The 17,542-nt window shown below is 67.4% G+C and carries 14 protein-coding genes; 8 read left to right on the top strand and 6 right to left on the bottom strand.

Going from position 1 to position 17,542, the window contains the following annotated elements:
- Position 1 precedes the first annotated feature (1 nt).
- Both upp and J3U95_RS05120 read right to left on the bottom strand, forming a co-directional pair.
- Positions 2 to 652 (bottom strand): uracil phosphoribosyltransferase, encoded by a 651-nt coding sequence (gene upp, locus J3U95_RS05115; RefSeq protein WP_208277558.1) that lies wholly within the window; start codon positions 650 to 652, stop codon positions 2 to 4.
- Positions 653 to 747: 95 nt separating this feature from the next.
- Positions 748 to 2,433 carry an isovaleryl-CoA dehydrogenase gene (locus J3U95_RS05120; protein WP_208277559.1) on the bottom strand — a complete coding sequence of 562 codons (1,686 nt, stop codon included), beginning with the start codon at positions 2,431 to 2,433 and terminating at the stop codon, positions 748 to 750.
- A gap of 335 nt (positions 2,434 to 2,768) precedes the next feature.
- Here J3U95_RS05120 and J3U95_RS05125 point away from each other — a divergent pair, with 335 nt between their 5' ends.
- The gene (locus J3U95_RS05125) at positions 2,769 to 4,523 is read left to right on the top strand and encodes a putative bifunctional diguanylate cyclase/phosphodiesterase (protein WP_229519648.1); all 1,755 of its coding nucleotides are present in this window, start codon (positions 2,769 to 2,771) and stop codon (positions 4,521 to 4,523) included.
- Positions 4,520 to 6,037 (top strand): HDOD domain-containing protein, encoded by a 1,518-nt coding sequence (locus tag J3U95_RS05130; RefSeq protein WP_208277561.1) that lies wholly within the window; start codon positions 4,520 to 4,522, stop codon positions 6,035 to 6,037. Before J3U95_RS05125 ends, J3U95_RS05130 begins: the two co-directional genes overlap by 4 nt.
- Before the next feature lie 54 nt (positions 6,038 to 6,091).
- Here J3U95_RS05130 and aroC read toward each other — a convergent pair whose 3' ends face one another.
- On the bottom strand, positions 6,092 to 7,186 hold the full coding sequence (gene aroC, locus J3U95_RS05135; protein ID WP_123071712.1) for a chorismate synthase: 1,095 nt from the start codon (positions 7,184 to 7,186) through the stop codon (positions 6,092 to 6,094).
- A gap of 202 nt (positions 7,187 to 7,388) precedes the next feature.
- Between aroC and J3U95_RS05140 the strand changes: the two genes are divergently transcribed.
- On the top strand, positions 7,389 to 9,635 hold the full coding sequence (locus J3U95_RS05140; RefSeq protein WP_208277562.1) for a GGDEF/EAL domain-containing response regulator: 2,247 nt from the start codon (positions 7,389 to 7,391) through the stop codon (positions 9,633 to 9,635).
- A 51-nt stretch (positions 9,636 to 9,686) separates the two neighbouring features.
- Here the strand turns inward: J3U95_RS05140 and J3U95_RS05145 are convergent, their stop codons facing one another.
- Positions 9,687 to 10,139 carry a CBS domain-containing protein gene (locus J3U95_RS05145; protein WP_109343652.1) on the bottom strand — a complete coding sequence of 151 codons (453 nt, stop codon included), beginning with the start codon at positions 10,137 to 10,139 and terminating at the stop codon, positions 9,687 to 9,689.
- Between the two features lie 202 nt (positions 10,140 to 10,341).
- Between J3U95_RS05145 and J3U95_RS05150 the strand changes: the two genes are divergently transcribed.
- Both J3U95_RS05150 and J3U95_RS05155 read left to right on the top strand, forming a co-directional pair.
- Complete coding sequence (locus tag J3U95_RS05150) at positions 10,342 to 11,652, top strand: O-acetylhomoserine aminocarboxypropyltransferase (RefSeq protein WP_208277563.1); 1,311 nt, start codon at positions 10,342 to 10,344, stop codon at positions 11,650 to 11,652.
- A gap of 2 nt (positions 11,653 to 11,654) precedes the next feature.
- On the top strand, positions 11,655 to 12,482 hold the full coding sequence (locus J3U95_RS05155; RefSeq protein ID WP_208277564.1) for an alpha/beta fold hydrolase: 828 nt from the start codon (positions 11,655 to 11,657) through the stop codon (positions 12,480 to 12,482).
- On the opposite strand, the gene J3U95_RS05160 is transcribed toward J3U95_RS05155, so the two are convergent.
- Positions 12,467 to 13,468 carry a cytochrome-c peroxidase gene (locus J3U95_RS05160; RefSeq protein WP_229519661.1) on the bottom strand — a complete coding sequence of 334 codons (1,002 nt, stop codon included), beginning with the start codon at positions 13,466 to 13,468 and terminating at the stop codon, positions 12,467 to 12,469. The two genes, J3U95_RS05155 and J3U95_RS05160, sit on opposite strands and share 16 nt — an antisense overlap.
- 159 nt (positions 13,469 to 13,627) lie before the next feature.
- A complete protein-coding gene (locus J3U95_RS05165) occupies positions 13,628 to 15,037 on the bottom strand; it encodes a YihY family inner membrane protein (protein ID WP_208277566.1) in 1,410 nt (469 codons plus the stop codon).
- A gap of 71 nt (positions 15,038 to 15,108) precedes the next feature.
- Here J3U95_RS05165 and wrbA point away from each other — a divergent pair, with 71 nt between their 5' ends.
- The 3 genes from wrbA to J3U95_RS05180 are packed head-to-tail and all read left to right on the top strand — an operon-like array spanning position 15,109 to position 17,535.
- Positions 15,109 to 15,720, top strand: a complete 612-nt coding sequence (gene wrbA, locus J3U95_RS05170; RefSeq protein WP_208277567.1) for an NAD(P)H:quinone oxidoreductase — start codon at positions 15,109 to 15,111, stop codon at positions 15,718 to 15,720.
- Positions 15,720 to 16,121 carry a DUF2069 domain-containing protein gene (locus J3U95_RS05175; protein ID WP_208277568.1) on the top strand — a complete coding sequence of 134 codons (402 nt, stop codon included), beginning with the start codon at positions 15,720 to 15,722 and terminating at the stop codon, positions 16,119 to 16,121. The genes wrbA and J3U95_RS05175 overlap by 1 nt, the downstream gene beginning before the upstream one ends.
- Positions 16,114 to 17,535 carry an FAD-binding oxidoreductase gene (locus J3U95_RS05180; RefSeq protein ID WP_208277569.1) on the top strand — a complete coding sequence of 474 codons (1,422 nt, stop codon included), beginning with the start codon at positions 16,114 to 16,116 and terminating at the stop codon, positions 17,533 to 17,535. Before J3U95_RS05175 ends, J3U95_RS05180 begins: the two co-directional genes overlap by 8 nt.
- Positions 17,536 to 17,542 lie beyond the last annotated feature (7 nt).

Below are 17,542 nucleotides of genomic sequence, written 5' to 3' on the forward strand. Positions count from 1 at the left end.
CTTACTTGGTGCCGAAGATGCGGTCGCCCGCATCGCCTAGGCCCGGGATGATGTAGGCATGATCGTCCAGGTGCGAGTCGAGCGAGGCGACATACAGCTTGACGTTCGGATGCGCGTCCTGGAATACCTGCACGCCTTCCGGCGCCGCCACCAGGGCCAGGAACAGGATCTGCTCGTCCGGCACGCCGCGCTTCTTGAGCACGTCGATCGCATGCACCGCCGAGTTACCGGTGGCAACCATCGGGTCGCACAGGATGAAGGTGCGGTCGACGGTATCCGGCAGGCGCACCATGTACTCGACCGGCTCGTGGGTTTCCGGGTCGCGGAACACGCCGATGTGGCCGACGCGCGCCGACGGCACCAGCTCCAGCAGGCCGTCGCTCATCCCGATGCCGGCGCGCAGGATCGGGACCACGGCCAGCTTCTTGCCTGCGATCACCGGCGCATCGATGGTCACCAGCGGGGTCTTGATCGAGCGCGTCGTCAGCGGCAGGTCGCGCGTGATCTCGTATCCCATCAGCAGCGTGATCTCGCGCAGCAGTTCGCGGAAGGTGCGGGTCGACGTATCGTGCTCGCGCATATGCGACAGCTTGTGCTGGATCAGCGGGTGGTTCAGGATGTAGAGGTTCGGGAAGCGCGGGTCTTGTTTCATGGCGGGATTCAAAAGATTCTGTATGAAGCATGCAAGCGCGCATTATCCCAGCCACGCGTCCGTTTGTCCCGGTCTGCACGTGAAAAAAATGCACTTCATGACACGAGGGCGCGCGCCAGGATCGCTTCCAGGTCGACAGCGGCGGGCAACCGTCCGTAGGCCCCGCCCACCGGCTGCACTATGCGCGTTAGCAAGAATGCCTCGCCAACGTAAGGCGGGGAATGGCGCAGCAGGAGCGCGGCCTGCACCGCCACCACGACCTGCTCGGCCAGTACCCGCGCGCCGGCTTCGTCGTGCATGCGCGCCGCCAGGCCGTCCAGCAGCACCGCCACGTGGTCGGCGAAGCGCTCGTCCAGCCCCGCCGCGGGCGCCAGCTCGGCCGCCAGCGCCGCGCGCGCGTCTTCCGGCGATTTGCCGAGCGCGCGCAGCAGGTCCAGGCACATCACATTGCCCGATCCTTCCCAGATCGAATTGACCGGCAGCTCGCGGTACAGGCGCGCCAAGGGGCCGTCCTCGACATAGCCGTTGCCGCCCATGACTTCCATCGCCTCGGCCCCGAAGCCGGGACCGCGCTTGCAGATCCAGTACTTGCCGGCCGCCGTCAGGATGCGCCCCAGCAGCGCCTGGGCCGGGTCTTGCCCCTCGTCGAAGCAGCGCGCCAGGCGCAGGGCGAAGGCGGTGGCGGCCTCGGATTCCAGCGCCAGGTCGGCCAGCACGTTGCGCATCAGGGGTTGCTCGGCCAGCGGACGGCCGAAGGCCATGCGCCCGCGCGCGTGGTGCAGCGCATGGCACAGCGCGGCGCGCATGATGCCGGCGCTGCCCAGCACGCAATCGAGGCGGGTATGGCTGCCCATCTCGAGGATGGTCGGGATGCCGCGCCCCGGCTCGCCGATCAGCCAGCCGAGCGCGCCGCAAAATTCGACCTCGGACGAGGCGTTCGAGCGGTTGCCCAGCTTGTCCTTCAGGCGCTGCACCCGCACCGCGTTGCGCCGGCCATCGGCGAGGAAACGCGGCACCAGGAAGCAACCGAGGCCGCCCGCGCCCTCGCCCGACTCGTCGCACTGCGCCAGCACCAGGTGGGCATCGGCCTGCGGCACCGAATAAAACCATTTGTGGCCGACGATGCGCCAGGCGCCCTCGCCCGCCGCGCCCTCTTGCCGCAACTCGTCCGCTCCCAGCGGCGTGGCGCGCGTGGTATTGGCGCGCACGTCGGAACCGCCCTGCTTCTCGGTCATGCCCATGCCGACCAGGGCGCCGCGCTTGTGCGCCACCGGCAAGGGCCGGGGATCGTAGTCGCGCGACAGGATCCTGGGCAGCCATATCTCCGCCAGTCCAGGCGCGCGGCGCAAGGCCGGAACCGCGGCATAGGTCATCGTCACCGGGCATTGGGCGCCGTTCTCGGCCTGGCCGAACAGCAGGTATTGCGCCGCCCGCGCCACCTGGGCGCCGGGGCGCGGATCGCTCCAGGGCGCGCTATGGGCGCCGGCGCCGATCATCATGGTCATCAGGGCATGCCAGGCGGGATGGAATTCGGGCTCGTCGATGCGGCGGCCGGCGCGGTCGAAGCTCGCGAGCAGCGGGCCATGGACGTTGGCCAGGCGCGCCAGCTCCTGCACCTCGGCGCTGCCGAGCTGCTCTCCGAGCGCCTCGAGCTGCGCCGCCGCCCAGCCGCCGCCCTCGCGCGCCAACGCTTCCTGCAGCGCCGGATCGCAGGCGTACAGGTTGATGCCGGTGAATGCCGGCGCCTGGTTCAAGACCTCGTGGGTGGCGAATCTGTCCATCGTGTCTCCTCCATGCCCCTCTGCCATGGTAAAATGTTGCATTGCGGCATCATAATTGCAGTTAATTATGTCGTTACAATCAAGAATAAGCGACAATATAGCGTGACAATCTTGACCGTCCGACAAGAAGGGTAGCGCCAACATGCTTACCGGGCAAGCAGGCTGCTCAGCTTCAACAAAGGATGAAATCACGCATGACTTGTGCTTTCTAATGCTTTGCGGAATTTTTCAGTGATAGAGTCATCTCTGGTTTGGTAGACTTGCACGGATTCACATGTGACATTGGCATGACGTGCACGTGCCGCAACAATAAAGCAAGAAAGCTCCTGGACAACATGCACACCAGTTCCTCCGCCGTGCCCCCGCCCCAGCCGGCCGCCGCTCCCGTGCAGGCGGCGGTGCTGCCCGCGGCGCTGCTCGACGGCTTGCTGGAGACGGCCGGCGACGCCGTGTTCCGCGTCGCGCCCGACGGCGCGATCCATGCGGCCGGCACGCGCGCACGGCGCTTGTCGGGATTCGAGGCCGGGTGCTCGCTGGTGTCGCTGGTGCACGAGATCGACCAGACTGCACTGCGCAACGCGCTGGCCGGCGCCGCCGCCGGCCACGAGGCGGTGCTGGTCGAGACCCGGTTCCGCTCCGGCGAGCGCGACATCTGGTTCGAGTTACGCATTGCGCGCCTGGCCACCGGCGACGAGGCGCCGCTGCTGGTGATCGGCCGCGACATGTCGGTCCAGCATGCGACCGAAGAACGCCTGCGCCACATGGCGACCCACGACGCCCTGACCGAGCTGCCCAACCGGGTGCTGCTGTCGGACCGGATCCGGATGGTGATCGCCAATGCGCGCCGCTCGGGCCACGGCTTCTCGGTCGCCGCCATCGGCCTGGACGGCTTCAAGAAGGTCAACGACGGCCTGGGCCACCCGCTGGGCGACACCGTCCTGCAGATGGCCGCCGTGCGCCTGCGCCGCACCCTGCGCGACAGCGACACCCTGGCCCGGGTGGGCGGCGACGAGTTCGTGGCGGTGCTGCCGGGGACCTTCACCGAGCCGCAGATCAAGCTCGTCACGGGCCGCCTGATGGCCACCCTGCAGTCGCCCTTCGAGGCCGGCGGCCACACGATCTACCTGGGCGCCTCGATCGGCGTGGCGGTCTATCCGGACCACGCCGAAGACGAAGTGCGCCTGGTGACGCTGGCCGACGCCGCCCTGTCGCGCGCCAAGGAAACCGGCAAGGGCCGCGCCGTGGTCTACAGCCCCGGCGACCAGGGCCCGCCGCAACACGACATCTCGCTCGAAGCGGCCATGTTCAATGCGGTGCGCGAGGGCGAATTCCTGCTCTACTACCAGCCGATCATGAACGCCCGCAGCCGCGTCATCGAGGGCTTCGAGACCCTGATGCGCTGGAAGCATCCGACCCTGGGCATGGTGCCGCCGGTGCGCTTCATCCCGATCGCCGAGAACAACGGCCTGATCAACCTGCTCGGGGCCTGGGCCCTGAAGGCGGCCTGCATGCAGGTTCGCCAGTTCCAGGAAGTGGCGGGGCGCGAGCTCTACATCTCGGTGAACATCAGCCCGCGCCAGTTCCGCAGCGACCGTTTCCTGACCGTGCTGGACGACGCGCTGGCGCTGTCCGGCCTCGACGGCCGCCAGCTGGTGCTCGAGATCACCGAGGGCACTCTGATGATCGACCCGGCGCATGCCGAAGACATCCTGGCCCGCATGGTGGAGCGCCATGCGCGCATCGCGATCGACGATTTCGGCACCGGCTACTCGTCGCTGGCCTACCTCAAGCGATTCCCGATCTCGGTGCTCAAGATCGACCGCGCCTTCGTGAAGGACTTGCCGGCGTCGACCAAGGACGCGGCCATCTGCAGCGCGATACTCGACCTGGCCGGCCACCTCTCCCTGTCGGTGGTGGCCGAAGGCGTCGAGACCGAGGAGCAGCTGGCCTGGCTGGACGACCAGGGCTGCCATTACGTCCAGGGCTACCTGACGGGCAAGCCGATGCCGGCCAACGTGGCCGTCACGGCGCTCAAGGAAAATCTCTATACCGCGCTTCTGCCGGTCGACCACCGGACAGGAAAATCATGACCACACAAGCCAGCATCACGGCCACTGCGCCGGCCGCCATCCCATACTCGGCGAAGTCGCAAGCCACCCTCGCCCTGCTGTGGGAGCGCATCCGGCGCCAGGGCGACATGCCGGGCTTCACCAAGGCCATCAACGCCATCCTGGCTTCGATGCGCGGCGAGGACGAGCGCGACTTCTCGATGACGCAGACGGTGCTGTCCGATCCGGTGCTGACGCAGAAGGTGCTGCGCCTGGCCAACAGCAGCATGTATGCGGCCTTCGGCCAGCACGTCAACACCATCTCCAAGGCGGTGCTGGTGCTGGGCACCGAGTCGATCGGCCACCTGGCGCTGGGCCTCAAGCTGATCGAGGAACTGAACCGCAGCAGCCCGGATACCGAGGCCGCCCACGTCGAGATGGAAAAGGCGGTGCTGGCCGGGATGGTGGCGCAGCAGCTGGCGGCCGACGCCCGCTCGCGCGACCCGGAAGAAGCCGTGGTGTGCTCGATCCTGCACTCGCTGGGCCGCATGATGCTGACATTCTACATGCCGGAGCGCTGGGCCAGGATGCGCGAGGCCGCCGGCGAAGGCCGCGAAGAAAGCGCGGCCCACGAGGTGCTCGGCCTGTCGCTGGAAGAAGTCGGCCGCGCCACCGCCTCCCACTGGGGCCTGCCGCGCAACCTGGTGGCCGGCATGCGCCGGGTCGAGCCGGGCGAGCGCTTCGAGGGCTTCGCCCACGAGGACTGGCTGGCCGCGCTGGGCAGCATGTCGACCCAGGCCGCCGACGCCCTGTGGGCCGACGACGCGGCCGGCGCCGAGAAGGTCGCGCAACTGGCCGAAAGCTTCGCGCCGATGCTGGGCCTGCCGGCGAGCGGCATCCTGGCCTCGATCGACAAGGCCAAGGTGGAAGCCGCGTCCGACCTGTCGATCGCGCCGCTGTCCAAGCCGGCCGAAAAACGTGCGCAACAGGCCGCGGCCACCAGGAAGCGTATTGCCGGCAACAAGATCCTGATGAGCGGCGTGGCCGACATGCGCGACGCCGGCGCCAGCGCCACCGCCGGCCAGATGATCTCGATGGCGCTCGAGACCATGCACAAGGGCCTGTCGTTCACGCGCTCGTTCGCTTTTCTTCGCAATCGGCGCGAAGGCCGCTATTCGGCGCGCCTGGGACTGGGCGAGGACGTCAAGGCGATGCTGCCGAACCTGGCGTTCGACGACGTCTACGAGCCGGACGTGTTCCACGCGGCGCTGGGAAGCGACCGCGTGATCTTCATCGAGAACGCGCACGACACCAAGTTCGCGACCAAGCTGCCGGGCTGGTGGAAAGGCACGCTGGCCGAGGCGCGCTGCTTCGTGATCATTCCGCTGTGCGCCCACGGGCAGCCGGCGGGCTTCATCTATGGCGACTGGGACGACAGCTTCCCGCAGGTGATCCTGAGCCAGACCGAGTTCTCGCTGCTGAACGACCTGCGCGCGCTGGTGGTGCGCACGGTCGAGCGGCGGCATCAGATGGAAGCGATCGTGACGCGCGTCTGACGCGGCCGCGACATGGCGGGGTTGGACTGCGAAGCCGACCAACCCACCCCCAACTCATTTCAATTTTGGCGTGGCGACCTGCACGTCGCCGCACTGCGCCCGGTTCATCAGGGCATGATCGATCAGCACCAGCGCCAGCATCGCTTCCGCGATCGGCGTCGCGCGGATGCCCACGCAGGGATCGTGGCGGCCGAAGGTCTCGACCGTGGCCGGATTGCCGGCCTTGTCGATCGAGCGGCGCGGCACGCGGATCGAGGACGTCGGCTTGATCGCGAGCGACACCGTGATGTCCTGGCCGGTCGAGATCCCGCCCAGCACCCCGCCCGCATGGTTGCCGACGAAGCCTTCGAGGGTCAGCTCGTCGCCATGCTCCGAGCCGCGCTGCGCTACCGAGGCGAAGCCGGCGCCGATTTCCACGCCCTTGACCGCGTTGATCCCCATCATCGCGTAGGCGATGTCGGCGTCGAGCTTGTCGTAGATCGGCTGGCCCAGGCCGACCGGCACGCCGCGCGCCACCACGTCGATGCGCGCGCCGATCGAGTCGCCGTCGCGGCGCAGCTGGTCCATCGCCTCCTCCATGCGCTGCAGCAGGGCCGCGTCGCCGGTGGCGGCGAAGAAGGGATTGGCGTGCACGTGTTCCCAGCCCTCGAACGGCACGGCGATATCGCCCAGCGCGCTCATATAACCCATGAGCTCGGTGCCGTACTTCTCGCGCAGCCACTTCTTGGCGACGGCGCCGGCGCCGACCACCGGCGCGGTCAGGCGCGCCGACGAACGGCCGCCGCCGCGCGGGTCGCGCACGCCGTATTTATGCCAATAGGTGTAGTCGGCATGGCCCGGGCGGAAGCTTTCGGCGATATTGCCGTAGTCCTTGCTGCGCTGGTCCTCGTTGCGGATCAGGAGCGCGATCGGGGTGCCGGTGGTGACGCCCTGGTAGACCCCGGACAGGATCTCGACCCGGTCAGCCTCCTGGCGCTGGGTGACGTGGCGCGAGGTGCCGGGCTTGCGGCGGTCGAGCTCGGGCTGGATGTCGGCCTCGGAGAGGGTCATGCCGGGCGGGCAGCCGTCGATGACGCAGCCGATCGCGGGACCATGCGATTCGCCGAAGGTGGTGACGGAAAACAGCTTGCCAAATGTATTGCCGGACATGGGAGTGATGAATTCGGATTGATCGAATTACCATTTTAACAGGCCGTCTGGCAAGCAGAAACGAACATCGCACGAGCGACTGTCGCAAATATGTTTCCATCAGGATATATTTTTCACCGGCGAGCCGGATCGTACCCTTGCCTTTTTACAATTGCATATATACTGAAGTTATCCATGCCGAGCCAACCTGGAGACGTAGCACATGCCAGCATCGATTACGCCCTCGGGACCACTGAAGGATGACAGCGTTATTGACGACCTCGTCTTTGCCGACGAAGCCGCCGCCGCCGCATCCCCGAGTCCAGCATGGCGGATCCTGGTGGTCGATGACGATGCCGATGTGCATTCGACCACTACCTTCGCTCTCGGCAACGTCGAGATGCAGGGCCGCCCGCTGGTCTTCCTGCACGCTTATTCCGCCGGCGAAGCCTTCGAGCTGCTGGCGCATCAACCGGATATCGCCGTCGTCCTGCTGGACGTGGTGATGGAACGCGCCGACGCCGGCCTGCTGCTGGTGCGCCGCATCCGCGACGAGCTGGGCCTGCACGACGTGCGCATCATCCTGCGCACCGGCCAGCCCGGCTATGCGCCCGAGATGGAAGCCATCCGCGGCTACGACATCAACGACTACCGCACCAAGTCCGAGCTGACCCGCACCAAGCTGTATACGACGGTGGCGGCCGCGATCCGTTCCTACCAGCAGATCCGCGCGCTCGAGGCCAACCGCATCGGCATGGAGCGCATCGTCGCGGCCTGCGCCGAGCTGATGGCCCTGCACGGCGTGCGCGACGTGGCGGCGGGCATCCTGGCCCAGGCCGGGCGTCTGGTCGGCCAGCCGCCCGAGGGCGTGCTGTGCACCCGCGACAGTGGCCATGGCCGCCCCGAGACCCTGCGCGCGGTGGCCGCCGCCGGCGCCTGCCGCAACCTCGACGGCCGTGAATTGAGCGGCCATTTCGCGGTCGCCGCCGGGCGCACCCTGCTCCAGCGCCAGTGCGGCGCCGAGGACGGCCTGCTGAATATGTACTTCCCGGGGAAGGCGGGACGCGATTTCGTGGCCTGCATCCCGCTCGAGCGTCCGATCGACGAGGTGGAGCGGCGCCTGCTGAAGGTGTTCTGCGGCATGGTCGCGGTATGCCTCGACAACTGCGAACTGGTCACCAGCCTGAACAAGTCGGCCTTCCACGATCCGCTCACCGGCCTGCCGAACCGCACCCGCATGATCGAACTGCTCGACGCCGCCCTGGCCAATCCGCGCCGCGCCGGTTCGGTGCTGGCCCTGGTCGATCTCGACCACTTTGCCGAAACCAACGACGCCCTCGGCCACCATTTCGGCGACCTGCTGCTAGTGGCGGTCGGCCAGCGCCTGAAATCGCGCCTGGCCCCTGGCCTGGAGATCGGCCGCATCGGCGGCGACATCTTCTGCCTGCTGGGCGAGACCGACGCGCTGCAGCCGGCCCAGATCCAGGCCCTGTTCCGCGAATCGTTCCGCATCGACGGCCAGGACGTGCTGGTGTCAAGCACGCTCGGCCTGGTGCGACTGCTCGAGCACGACGGCAGCGGCGCCGACGCCCTCAAGGATGCCGACATTGCGCTCAAGCGCGCCAAGTCGCAGCAGCGCGCCGGCCACTTCTATTTTTCGCGCAGCATGGGCGTCGAGATCCGTGAGCGGGTGCGCATGATGCACGCGCTGCGCAGCGGCTTCCAGCGCGGCCAGCTGTTCCTGCACTATCAACCGCAGGTCGACCTGGCCACCAATCGCCCGTTCGGCGCCGAGGCGCTGCTGCGCTGGCGCCTGGACGACGGCCGCCTGGTGCCGCCCGACCGCTTCATCCCGATCGCCGAATACTCGGGCCTGATCGTCGAGATCGGCGAATGGGTACTGCGCCAGGCTTGCGCCGAACTGATGCGCCTGCGCGCGGCGGGCCACCGCGACTTCACGATGTCGGTGAACGTCTCGCAGGTGCAGTTCCGGCATCCGCACTTCGTCGACATGCTGCGGCGCGCGCTGGCCGACACTGGCGCGCCGCCCGACTACATCGAGCTGGAAATCACGGAATCGATGGCGATGGAAGAACCGGCGCTGCTGGTCGAGAAGCTGGCCCAGGTCAAGCGCACCGGCGTGTCGATCGCGATCGACGATTTCGGCACCGGCTTCTCGTCGCTCTCGCATCTGCAGCGCCTGCAGGTGGACCGGCTCAAGATCGACCGCACCTTCGTCACCGAGATCACGGGATCGGCGCGCGGCAGCAGCATCGCGCAGATGGTGGTGCAGCTGGGCCGCAACCTGGGCTTGTCGGTGATCGCCGAAGGGGTCGAGGACGAACGGCAGGCGCAGATCCTGCGCCAGCTCGGCTGCCCGCTGGCGCAGGGCTTCCTGTATGCGCGGCCGCTGTCGCCGGAAGGGCTGCTGGAGTGGCTGGCGGGGAATCCGATGACGCGCGCGGCGTGACCCTGGCGTTACCCCGTCGGGTTGGCGGCGATGCCGCCAACCTTGCGGCTCTTAGTCCGGCGCGTTCTGCTCGGCCGGCCAATCCCGGATATACGCCTTGAGCATGCGATTCTCGAAGCTTTGCGCTTCCAGCACGGCGCGCGCGACGTCGTAGAACGAGATCACGCCCAGCAGGGTGCGGGCATCCATCACCGGCAGGTAGCGCGCATGCTTCTCGAGCATGATGCGGCGCACCTCGTTGACTTCGGTGTCCGGGGTCACGGTGATCGGGCTGTCGTTCATGTGGCGGCGCACGGTGCCGGAACCGACCGAGCCGCCGTTCGCGTGCAGCGCATTGAGCACTTCGCGGAAGGTCAGCATGCCAACCAGGTCGCCATACTCCATCACCACCAGCGAACCGATATCGTTCTCGGACATCGTGGTCACCGCGTCGACCAGCGGCTGGTCGGGCGTCACGGTGTACAGGATATTGCCCTTCACTTGCAGGATTTCCGAAACTTTCATGTTCGCCACCCCCGCTTCGTCAATATTGCTGATACTGGATAAATTTGTATAAGGCATAACACCGACTGTAGCCTATGCTCGCCAAAAAATCCAGCGTTGCGCTGCATCATGGTGCGCGCGACGTTCATCGATGGTGCAGCGCAGATTGCGCAAAGAGCCATAACTGCTAGGATGCGCCATCCTAACTCACCATGGGTCCAGCATGAGCGCTCCCCGACCTCCCGGTTTCGACACCCTGTCCCTGCACGCGGGCAGCGCCCCCGATCCCACCACCGGCGCGCGCGCCACGCCGATCCATTTCACGTCCTCGTTCGCTTTCCGCGATTCCGGGCACGGCGCGGCGCTGTTCAATATGGAGCAGGCCGGCCATGTGTATTCGCGCATCTCGAATCCGACCAATGCGGTGCTGGAAGAGCGCATCGCGGCGCTCGAAGGCGGCGTGGCCGGCATCGCCACCGCCAGCGGCCAGGCGGCGATGCACCTGGGGTTGAGCACGCTGGTGGGCGCCGGCGACCATATCGTGGCCTCGCGCGCCCTGTACGGCGGCTCGCACAACCTGCTGGCCCATACCCTGCGCAGGTTCGGCGTCGAGACGACTTTCGTCGATCCGCGCGACCTCGATGCCTGGCGCGCCGCGATCACGCCATCGACCAAGCTGCTGTTCGGCGAAACGCTGGGCAATCCGGGGCTCGACGTGCTCGACATCCCGGCCATCGCGGGACTCGCGCACGCGCACGACCTGCCGCTGATGGTCGACGCGACCTTCACCACACCGTACCTGCAACGCCCCTTCGACCTGGGCGCCGACCTGCTGTTCCATTCGGCCACCAAATTCCTGTGCGGCCACGGCACCGCCATCGGCGGCCTGCTGGTCGACGGCGGCACCTTCGACTGGCAGGCGGCGCACGAGCGCAGCGGGCGCTTCGCCACCCTGTGCGAGCCGTATGACGGTTTCCATGGCATGGTGTTCAGCGAGGAATCGACCGTCGGCGCCTTCGCCCTGCGCGCGCGGCGCGAAGGCTTGCGCGACTTCGGAGCAAGCATGAGCCCGCACAATGCCTTCGCCATCCTGCAGGGCATCGAGACGCTCGGCCTGCGCATGGAGCGCCACGTCGCCAATACGCGGCGCGTGGTCGAGTTCCTGTCCGCCCAGCCGATGGTGGCGTCGGTGTCCTATCCGGAGCTGGAATCGCACCCCGACCACGCGCTGGCGCAGCGCCTGCTGCCGAAAGGCTGCGGCGCCGTCTTCACCTTCGAGCTGAAAGGCGACCGCGCGGCCGGCCGCCGTTTCGCCGACGGTTTGCAGGTGTTCTCGCATCTGGCGAACGTGGGCGACGCGAAGTCGCTCGTCATCCATCCCGCGTCGACCACCCATTTCAGGGTGCCGGCCGAGCACCTGGCGGCCAGCGGCGTCACCGAGGGCCTGCTCCGCCTGTCGGTCGGGCTGGAAGACCCGGACGACCTGATCGACGACCTCAAGCGTGGCCTGAAGCTGGCCGCGAAGGGAGCGTGAAGATGCTGCTGACCGTCCATTCGCATCAAGCGTATTGCTACACCGGCGGCAAGGCCTTCGATCCCACGCTGCCGGTCATCGTGCTGATCCACGGCGCACAAAACGACCATTCGGTGTGGGCCCTGCAAAGCCGCGCCCTCGCCCACCGCGGCTACGCCGTGCTGGCGCCCGATCTGCCGGGACACGGCCGCAGCGGCGGCCCACCCTTGTCCACGGTCGAGGCCATGGCCGCCTGGGTGCTCGCCTTGCTCGATGCGGCCGGCGCCGGTCGCGCGCTGCTGGCCGGGCACAGCATGGGCTCGCTCATCGCGCTGGAGGCGGCCCACCTCGCGCCGCAGCGCGTGGGCGGACTGGCCCTGCTGGGCGCCACCTACCCGATGCGGGTGTCGGACACGCTGCTGGAAGCCGCGCGTACCGAAGAGGACGCGGCCATCGAGATGGTCGCCGCCTGGTCGCATGCGTCCTGGCTGCCCGGCCCCTCGACCGCCGGCCCCGGCGCCTCGGTGATCAACACGGCGCGGCGCCTGATGCAGCGCATGGCGGCGCGCGGCGCGCCCCAGCTGTTGCTGACGGATTTCGCGGCCTGCAATGCGTATGCGAACGGCGAAGCCGCGGCCGCCTCGGTCGCCTGCCCGACGCTGTTCGTGCAGGGCAAGAAGGACATGATGACGCCGCCGCGCTCGGCGCAGTTGCTGACCGGCCGGATCGAGCATGCCAGGGTCATCGGGGTGGACGCCGGCCACGCGATGATGAGCGAAGCGCCGGACGCCGTCCTCGACGCCCTGCTTCGCTTCGCCAGGGATGCCCGCGAGGTTCAGTCGAAAGGCTGAGGCCTCCTGGTCGCGTCGCTCGACGGCGGCAGGATCGGCAGCACGACCCGGGGCTGGTCGCCGGTCAGCGTCTTCAGGAAGGCGACCACGTCGGCGATCTCGGCCTCGCTGAACTTCCGGCCCAGCTGCAGGCGGCCCATCGTGTCCACCGCCTGGGCCAGGGTGTCGGCCGCGCCGTCGTGGAAGTAGGGATAGGTGAGCTCGACGTTGCGCAAGGTCGGCACCTTGAAGTAGAACCGGTCGATGTCCTGTTTGGTGACGGCGAAGCGGCCTTCGGCCGTGTTGGTCGTCTTATAAGGTTCGATCAGGCCCATCTTCTGGAACGAGGCGCCGCCGAAATTGGGGCCGTTGTGGCAGGCGATGCAGCCGCTGCTCTTGAACAACTCATAGCCGCGCAGTTCCTGCTGGTTGATCGCCGTCTTGTCGCCCTGCAGCCACTTGTCGAAGCGCGCGTTGGGCGTGACCAGCGTTTCCTCGAAGGCGGCGATGGCGGACGTGACTTCGTCGATGGTGAGCTTGTCGTGGCCGAACACGGCCTTGAACTCGGTCACGTATTGCGGAATGGAGCGCAGCATATCCACCGCCAGGTCGTGCGTGAACGCCATCTCGCCGGGGTTGGCGATCGGGCCGCCGGCCTGCTCCTTCAGGTCTTTCGCGCGACCGTCCCAGAACTGCGCCAGGTTCAGGCGCGAGTTGAGCACCGTCGGCGAATTGATCGGCCCCTTCTGCCAGCGGTCGCCGATCGACGAGGTGATATTGTCCGAGCCGCCCATGCTCAGGTTATGGCACGAGTTGCACGAAATGAAGCCGGAGCGCGACAGGCGCGGATCGAAGAACAGCTTCTTGCCCAGGTCGACCCTGGCGGGGTCGGTCACTTTTACCGCCACGATCGGCGAGATCGGCTCGGCGGCATATGCGGCGCAGGTAGCGAGCAGCAGCGCGGCCGTCATTGCGCCAAACGGCTGGGCGAGGAAAGGAATTGGCATGGTTTTCATCATCGCTCCTGGCTGGAAAACACGCCCGGTATTGATTCCCGGACAGTGTTTTCAGCCTAAGCGTGAGTCTCGCCGGAGGCAATATCGCCGGCCCGGCCAACGCGTCAAAACATAGCCTGAGTCAAGAAAGCGCCCGCCGGACCGGCAAGCTCAGCTGGTGGCGCGCGCCTCGATGTCCGCCATCACGGCTTCTTCGGGATCGCCGAAGTGCGCCGCCAGCGTCTGGTCCAGCCCCGCCTCGACCGCCTCCTCGACCTGGCGCGCGAGGTCGCCGACGTCCAGCGCCAGCGGCGTGTCCGCAACACCGTCTTCGCGCTGCATGCTTTCCGCCGCCGCGCAATCGAACACGAACAGCCGGTAGACGTCGGCCAGGCGCAAGCTTGCCGGATCGGCCAGCAACACCCAGTTCTCCTGGCTGCCGCGGCGGTGGAAATGCCAGCCCACCCGTGCCGGGGCTTCGTCCTGCACCCGGCCGACCCAGCCCTCGGCCACCATGCGCTCCAGCAGGCGTCCCATCTCGTCGTAGCCGATCCGTGTGTGATCGCGGATCGTGCTGCCGGCCACCAGCGCATTGCCGCTCAGCCTGGCGCTGCCATACAAGACCTTGAGCACCGACATCGCGTCGACGAAGGCGCCACCTGGCGCCGGCTGGTACCACCAGCGCTCGTGCTTGACAACCGGCAGCGCCGCCGTCAATACCGCGCCGACCAGCGTGATCATCCAGGTCACATAGATCCAGACCAGGAACAAAGGCAACGCCGCCAGTGCGCCATAGATGATGGCGTAGGTCGGGAACTGGCGGATGAACAGGCCGAAGCCGCGCTTGGCGATCTCGAAGGCGAGCGCCGCCGCCAGCGCGCCCCAGAAGGCATCGCGCCAGGCCACCTTGCGGTTCGGCACCACGACGTACAGCAAGGTATAGCCGGCGGTGGTGACCGCCACCGAGGCCAGGGTGAAGAACAGGGTGCCGAGCAGGGAGGCATCGCGCTCCAGGCCGCCGGTCACGTCCACCAGTTGCGAGGTGAAGCTGATCGACAGGCCGAACAGCAGCGGGCCCAGGGTCAGCAAGGCCCAGTAGACCAGCAGGCGCTGGGGCAGCGGGCGCGGCTGGCGCACGCTCCAGATCTGGTTGAACACGCGCTCGATCAGGCTCATCGTGGCGGCCGTGGTGAACAGCAGCGCGACCGCGCCGAGGGCCGACAGGCCCTTGGCCTTGTCGGCGAACTGGGTCAGGTTGCCGCTGATGGTGCTGGCGATCGCCTTGGGCATCAGGTTCTGCACGAACCAGGCGTCGATCATCTCGCGCACCTGGCCGAAGGCCGGGAACATCGTAAAAATGGCCAACACGATGGTGAGCAGCGGCACCAGCGCCAGCGTCGTGGTAAAGGTGAGGCTGCCCGCCACCTGCGGCAGGCGCTCTTCGCGCAGGCGGCGCGCGGCGAAGCGCACCAGGTCGCGCGCTTCCGGCCAGGTCAGGCTGCGCTCGGCGCTTCCATTGACGAACTCGCCGCCGGCACGCGACAAGCCGCTCACCTTCTCGTTCAGCGTCTTGTTCAGCATGGTGTTGGATTCACCGTTCTCGTCATCTTCACAGGCATGTCATTTCAACAAACCGCACTATAATACCAAGGATGAACACGACCCCACTGAGCATCCTCGTCCTCTACTATTCGCGCCATGGCGCCACGCGCAAGCTGGCCGAACTGATTGCCCAGGGCATCGACAGCGTGCCGGGGGCCGAAGCCCGGCTGCGCACCGTGCCGCCGGTCTCGTCGGTGGCCGAAGCGACCGCGCCCGGGATTCCCGACCAGGGCTCGCCCTACGTCGAACTGGACGACCTGCGCGAATGCGCTGGCCTGGCGCTGGGCTCGCCTACGCGCTTCGGCAATATGGCCGCGAGCATGAAATACTTCCTCGACGGTACCGCGACCGAATGGGTCAATGGGTCGCTGTCCGGCAAGCCGGCCGTGGTGTTCGCCTCCACCGGCAGCCTGCACGGCGGCCAGGAGGCAACCCTGCTGTCGATGATGATCCCCTTGCTGCACCACGGGATGATGGTGATGGGCCTGCCCTATACCCATCCCGAATTGATGAACACCGCCAGCGGCGGCAGCCCCTACGGCGCGACCCACTGGGCCGGCGTCGATGGCAAGCGCCCCGTCACCGAAGAAGAGCGTACGCTGGCGATTGCGCTCGGTCGCCGCCTGGCAGAGGCGGCCCTGAAACTGCAGGGAAGCCGCTGATGGGAACAGGAAAAAAAGTCTTTCACGTGGGGGCGATCGCCAGCCTGATCTGGCTGATCGGCTGGCTGGTCGCCTGGGAAGCCTACGTGGCGCCCCTGCAGCCCGGTAGCTGGCTGCTGGCCCTGAAGGCTTTGCCCCTGTTGTTGCCGCTGCGCGGCGTCATCAAACGCGACCTGTACACCCTGCAATGGTCGTCGATGCTGATCCTGATCTATTTTGCCGAAGGCGTGGTGCGCGCCTGGGCCGACCAGAGCGCGGCCTCGCGCCAGATGGCCATCGGCGAGATCGCCCTGGTCGTGGTGTATTACTTCTGCGCCCTGCTCTACCTGCGCCCCTACAAGAAAGAAGCACAGCGCCTGGCCAAGGAGTTACTGGACAAGGTCAAAGTACCGCATGGCTGACGCGCATGTCGATGACCTGCTGGCGCGCTGCCGTGCGATCGTCGGCGGCGCCCACGTCATCACCGATGAAGCGACGATGGCGCCATTCATGGCGGACTGGCGCGGCCGCTACAGCGGACGCGGCCTGGCGGTGGTGCTACCCCTGGATACCGCGCAAGTGGCCGCCATCGTCGCCGCCTGCGCCGCGGCGCGCGTCCCCATCGTCCCGCAAGGCGGCCGCACCGGCCTGGTCATGGGCAGCGTTCCCGACACCTCGGGCGCGGCCATCGTGCTGTCGCTGCGGCGCCTGAACCGCATCCGCGCCATCGATCCCCTGAACCGCACGATGACGGTAGAGGCCGGCTGCATCCTGGCCGACGTTCAGGCCGCGGCGGGCGAGGCCGGAATGCTGTATCCGCTGTCGCTGGCGGCCGAAGGCAGTTGCACGATCGGCGGCAACCTGTCGACCAATGCCGGCGGCACCGCTGTCCTGCGCTACGGCAATACCCGCGAGCTGTGCCTGGGCCTGGAAGTCGTCAATGCCCAGGGCGAGGTCTGGGACGGCTTGCGGGGCCTGCGCAAGGACAATACCGGCTATGCGCTGCGCGAGCTCTTCATCGGCGCCGAGGGCACGCTGGGCGTGATCACGGCGGCGGTGCTGAAACTGTATCCGGCGCCGCGCGCCGCCCTCACCGCCCTCGTCGCCCTCGACTTGCCGCGCCAGGCCGTCGAGCTGCTCGGCCTGCTGCAGGCGCGCTGCGGGGCGGCGCTGACCGGATTCGAGCTGATGTCATCGTTCTGCATGGATCTGGTCGCGGCGCAGTTTCCCGACCTGCCGCGGCCGTTCGCGGACCGGCATCCGCAATACGCCCTGGTCGAGCTTTCGAGCAATGAGTCCGATGAGCATGCACACGGGCTGCTGGAATCGAGCATAGGCGAGGCGCTGGAGGTAGGCCTTTCGCGCGACGCCGTGGTGGCGACCTCGAACAAGCAGGCCCTGGACTTGTGGCGGCTGCGCGAACACATCCCGCTGGCGCAGGCGGCGGCCGGCAAGAACATCAAGCACGATATTTCGCTGGCGGTGTCGCGCATTCCCGACTTCATCGCGCGCGCCGACGCCGCGCTGCAGCAGGCGTTTCCCGGCTGCCAGCCGGTGACCTTCGGCCATCTTGGCGACGGCAACCTGCACTACAACGTGGCGCCGCCGGCCGGGGAATCGCATGCGGCCTTCCTGGAACACCAGGCGGACGTCAATCGCATCGTGCACGACCTGGTCGTGGATCTCGGCGGCTCGATCTCGGCCGAACACGGCATCGGCATGCTCAAGCGCGAAGAACTGGCGCGCTACAAGTCGCCGGTCGAACTTGGCATGATGCGTGCCATCAAAGCCGCGCTCGACCCGCTCGGCATCATGAATCCCGGGAAGATACTATGACCGGGAG

The organism is Massilia oculi (genome assembly GCF_017582745.1).
In the GTDB taxonomy this organism is placed as follows: domain Bacteria; phylum Pseudomonadota; class Gammaproteobacteria; order Burkholderiales; family Burkholderiaceae_D; genus Telluria; species Telluria oculi_A.

Excerpts from the sequence above, each read along its gene's own strand:
- upp (WP_208277558.1), bottom strand. The coding sequence starts at position 652 with ATGAAACAAGACCCGCGCTTCCCGAACCTCTACATCCTGAACCACCCG.
- J3U95_RS05120 (WP_208277559.1), bottom strand. The coding sequence starts at position 2,433 with ATGGACAGATTCGCCACCCACGAGGTCTTGAACCAGGCGCCGGCATTC.
- J3U95_RS05125 (WP_229519648.1), top strand. The coding sequence starts at position 2,769 with ATGCACACCAGTTCCTCCGCCGTGCCCCCGCCCCAGCCGGCCGCCGCT.
- J3U95_RS05130 (WP_208277561.1), top strand. The coding sequence starts at position 4,520 with ATGACCACACAAGCCAGCATCACGGCCACTGCGCCGGCCGCCATCCCA.
- aroC (WP_123071712.1), bottom strand. The coding sequence starts at position 7,186 with ATGTCCGGCAATACATTTGGCAAGCTGTTTTCCGTCACCACCTTCGGC.
- J3U95_RS05140 (WP_208277562.1), top strand. The coding sequence starts at position 7,389 with ATGCCAGCATCGATTACGCCCTCGGGACCACTGAAGGATGACAGCGTT.
- J3U95_RS05145 (WP_109343652.1), bottom strand. The coding sequence starts at position 10,139 with ATGAAAGTTTCGGAAATCCTGCAAGTGAAGGGCAATATCCTGTACACC.
- J3U95_RS05150 (WP_208277563.1), top strand. The coding sequence starts at position 10,342 with ATGAGCGCTCCCCGACCTCCCGGTTTCGACACCCTGTCCCTGCACGCG.
- J3U95_RS05155 (WP_208277564.1), top strand. The coding sequence starts at position 11,655 with ATGCTGCTGACCGTCCATTCGCATCAAGCGTATTGCTACACCGGCGGC.
- J3U95_RS05160 (WP_229519661.1), bottom strand. The coding sequence starts at position 13,468 with ATGCCAATTCCTTTCCTCGCCCAGCCGTTTGGCGCAATGACGGCCGCG.
- J3U95_RS05165 (WP_208277566.1), bottom strand. The coding sequence starts at position 15,037 with ATGCTGAACAAGACGCTGAACGAGAAGGTGAGCGGCTTGTCGCGTGCC.
- wrbA (WP_208277567.1), top strand. The coding sequence starts at position 15,109 with ATGAACACGACCCCACTGAGCATCCTCGTCCTCTACTATTCGCGCCAT.
- J3U95_RS05175 (WP_208277568.1), top strand. The coding sequence starts at position 15,720 with ATGGGAACAGGAAAAAAAGTCTTTCACGTGGGGGCGATCGCCAGCCTG.
- J3U95_RS05180 (WP_208277569.1), top strand. The coding sequence starts at position 16,114 with ATGGCTGACGCGCATGTCGATGACCTGCTGGCGCGCTGCCGTGCGATC.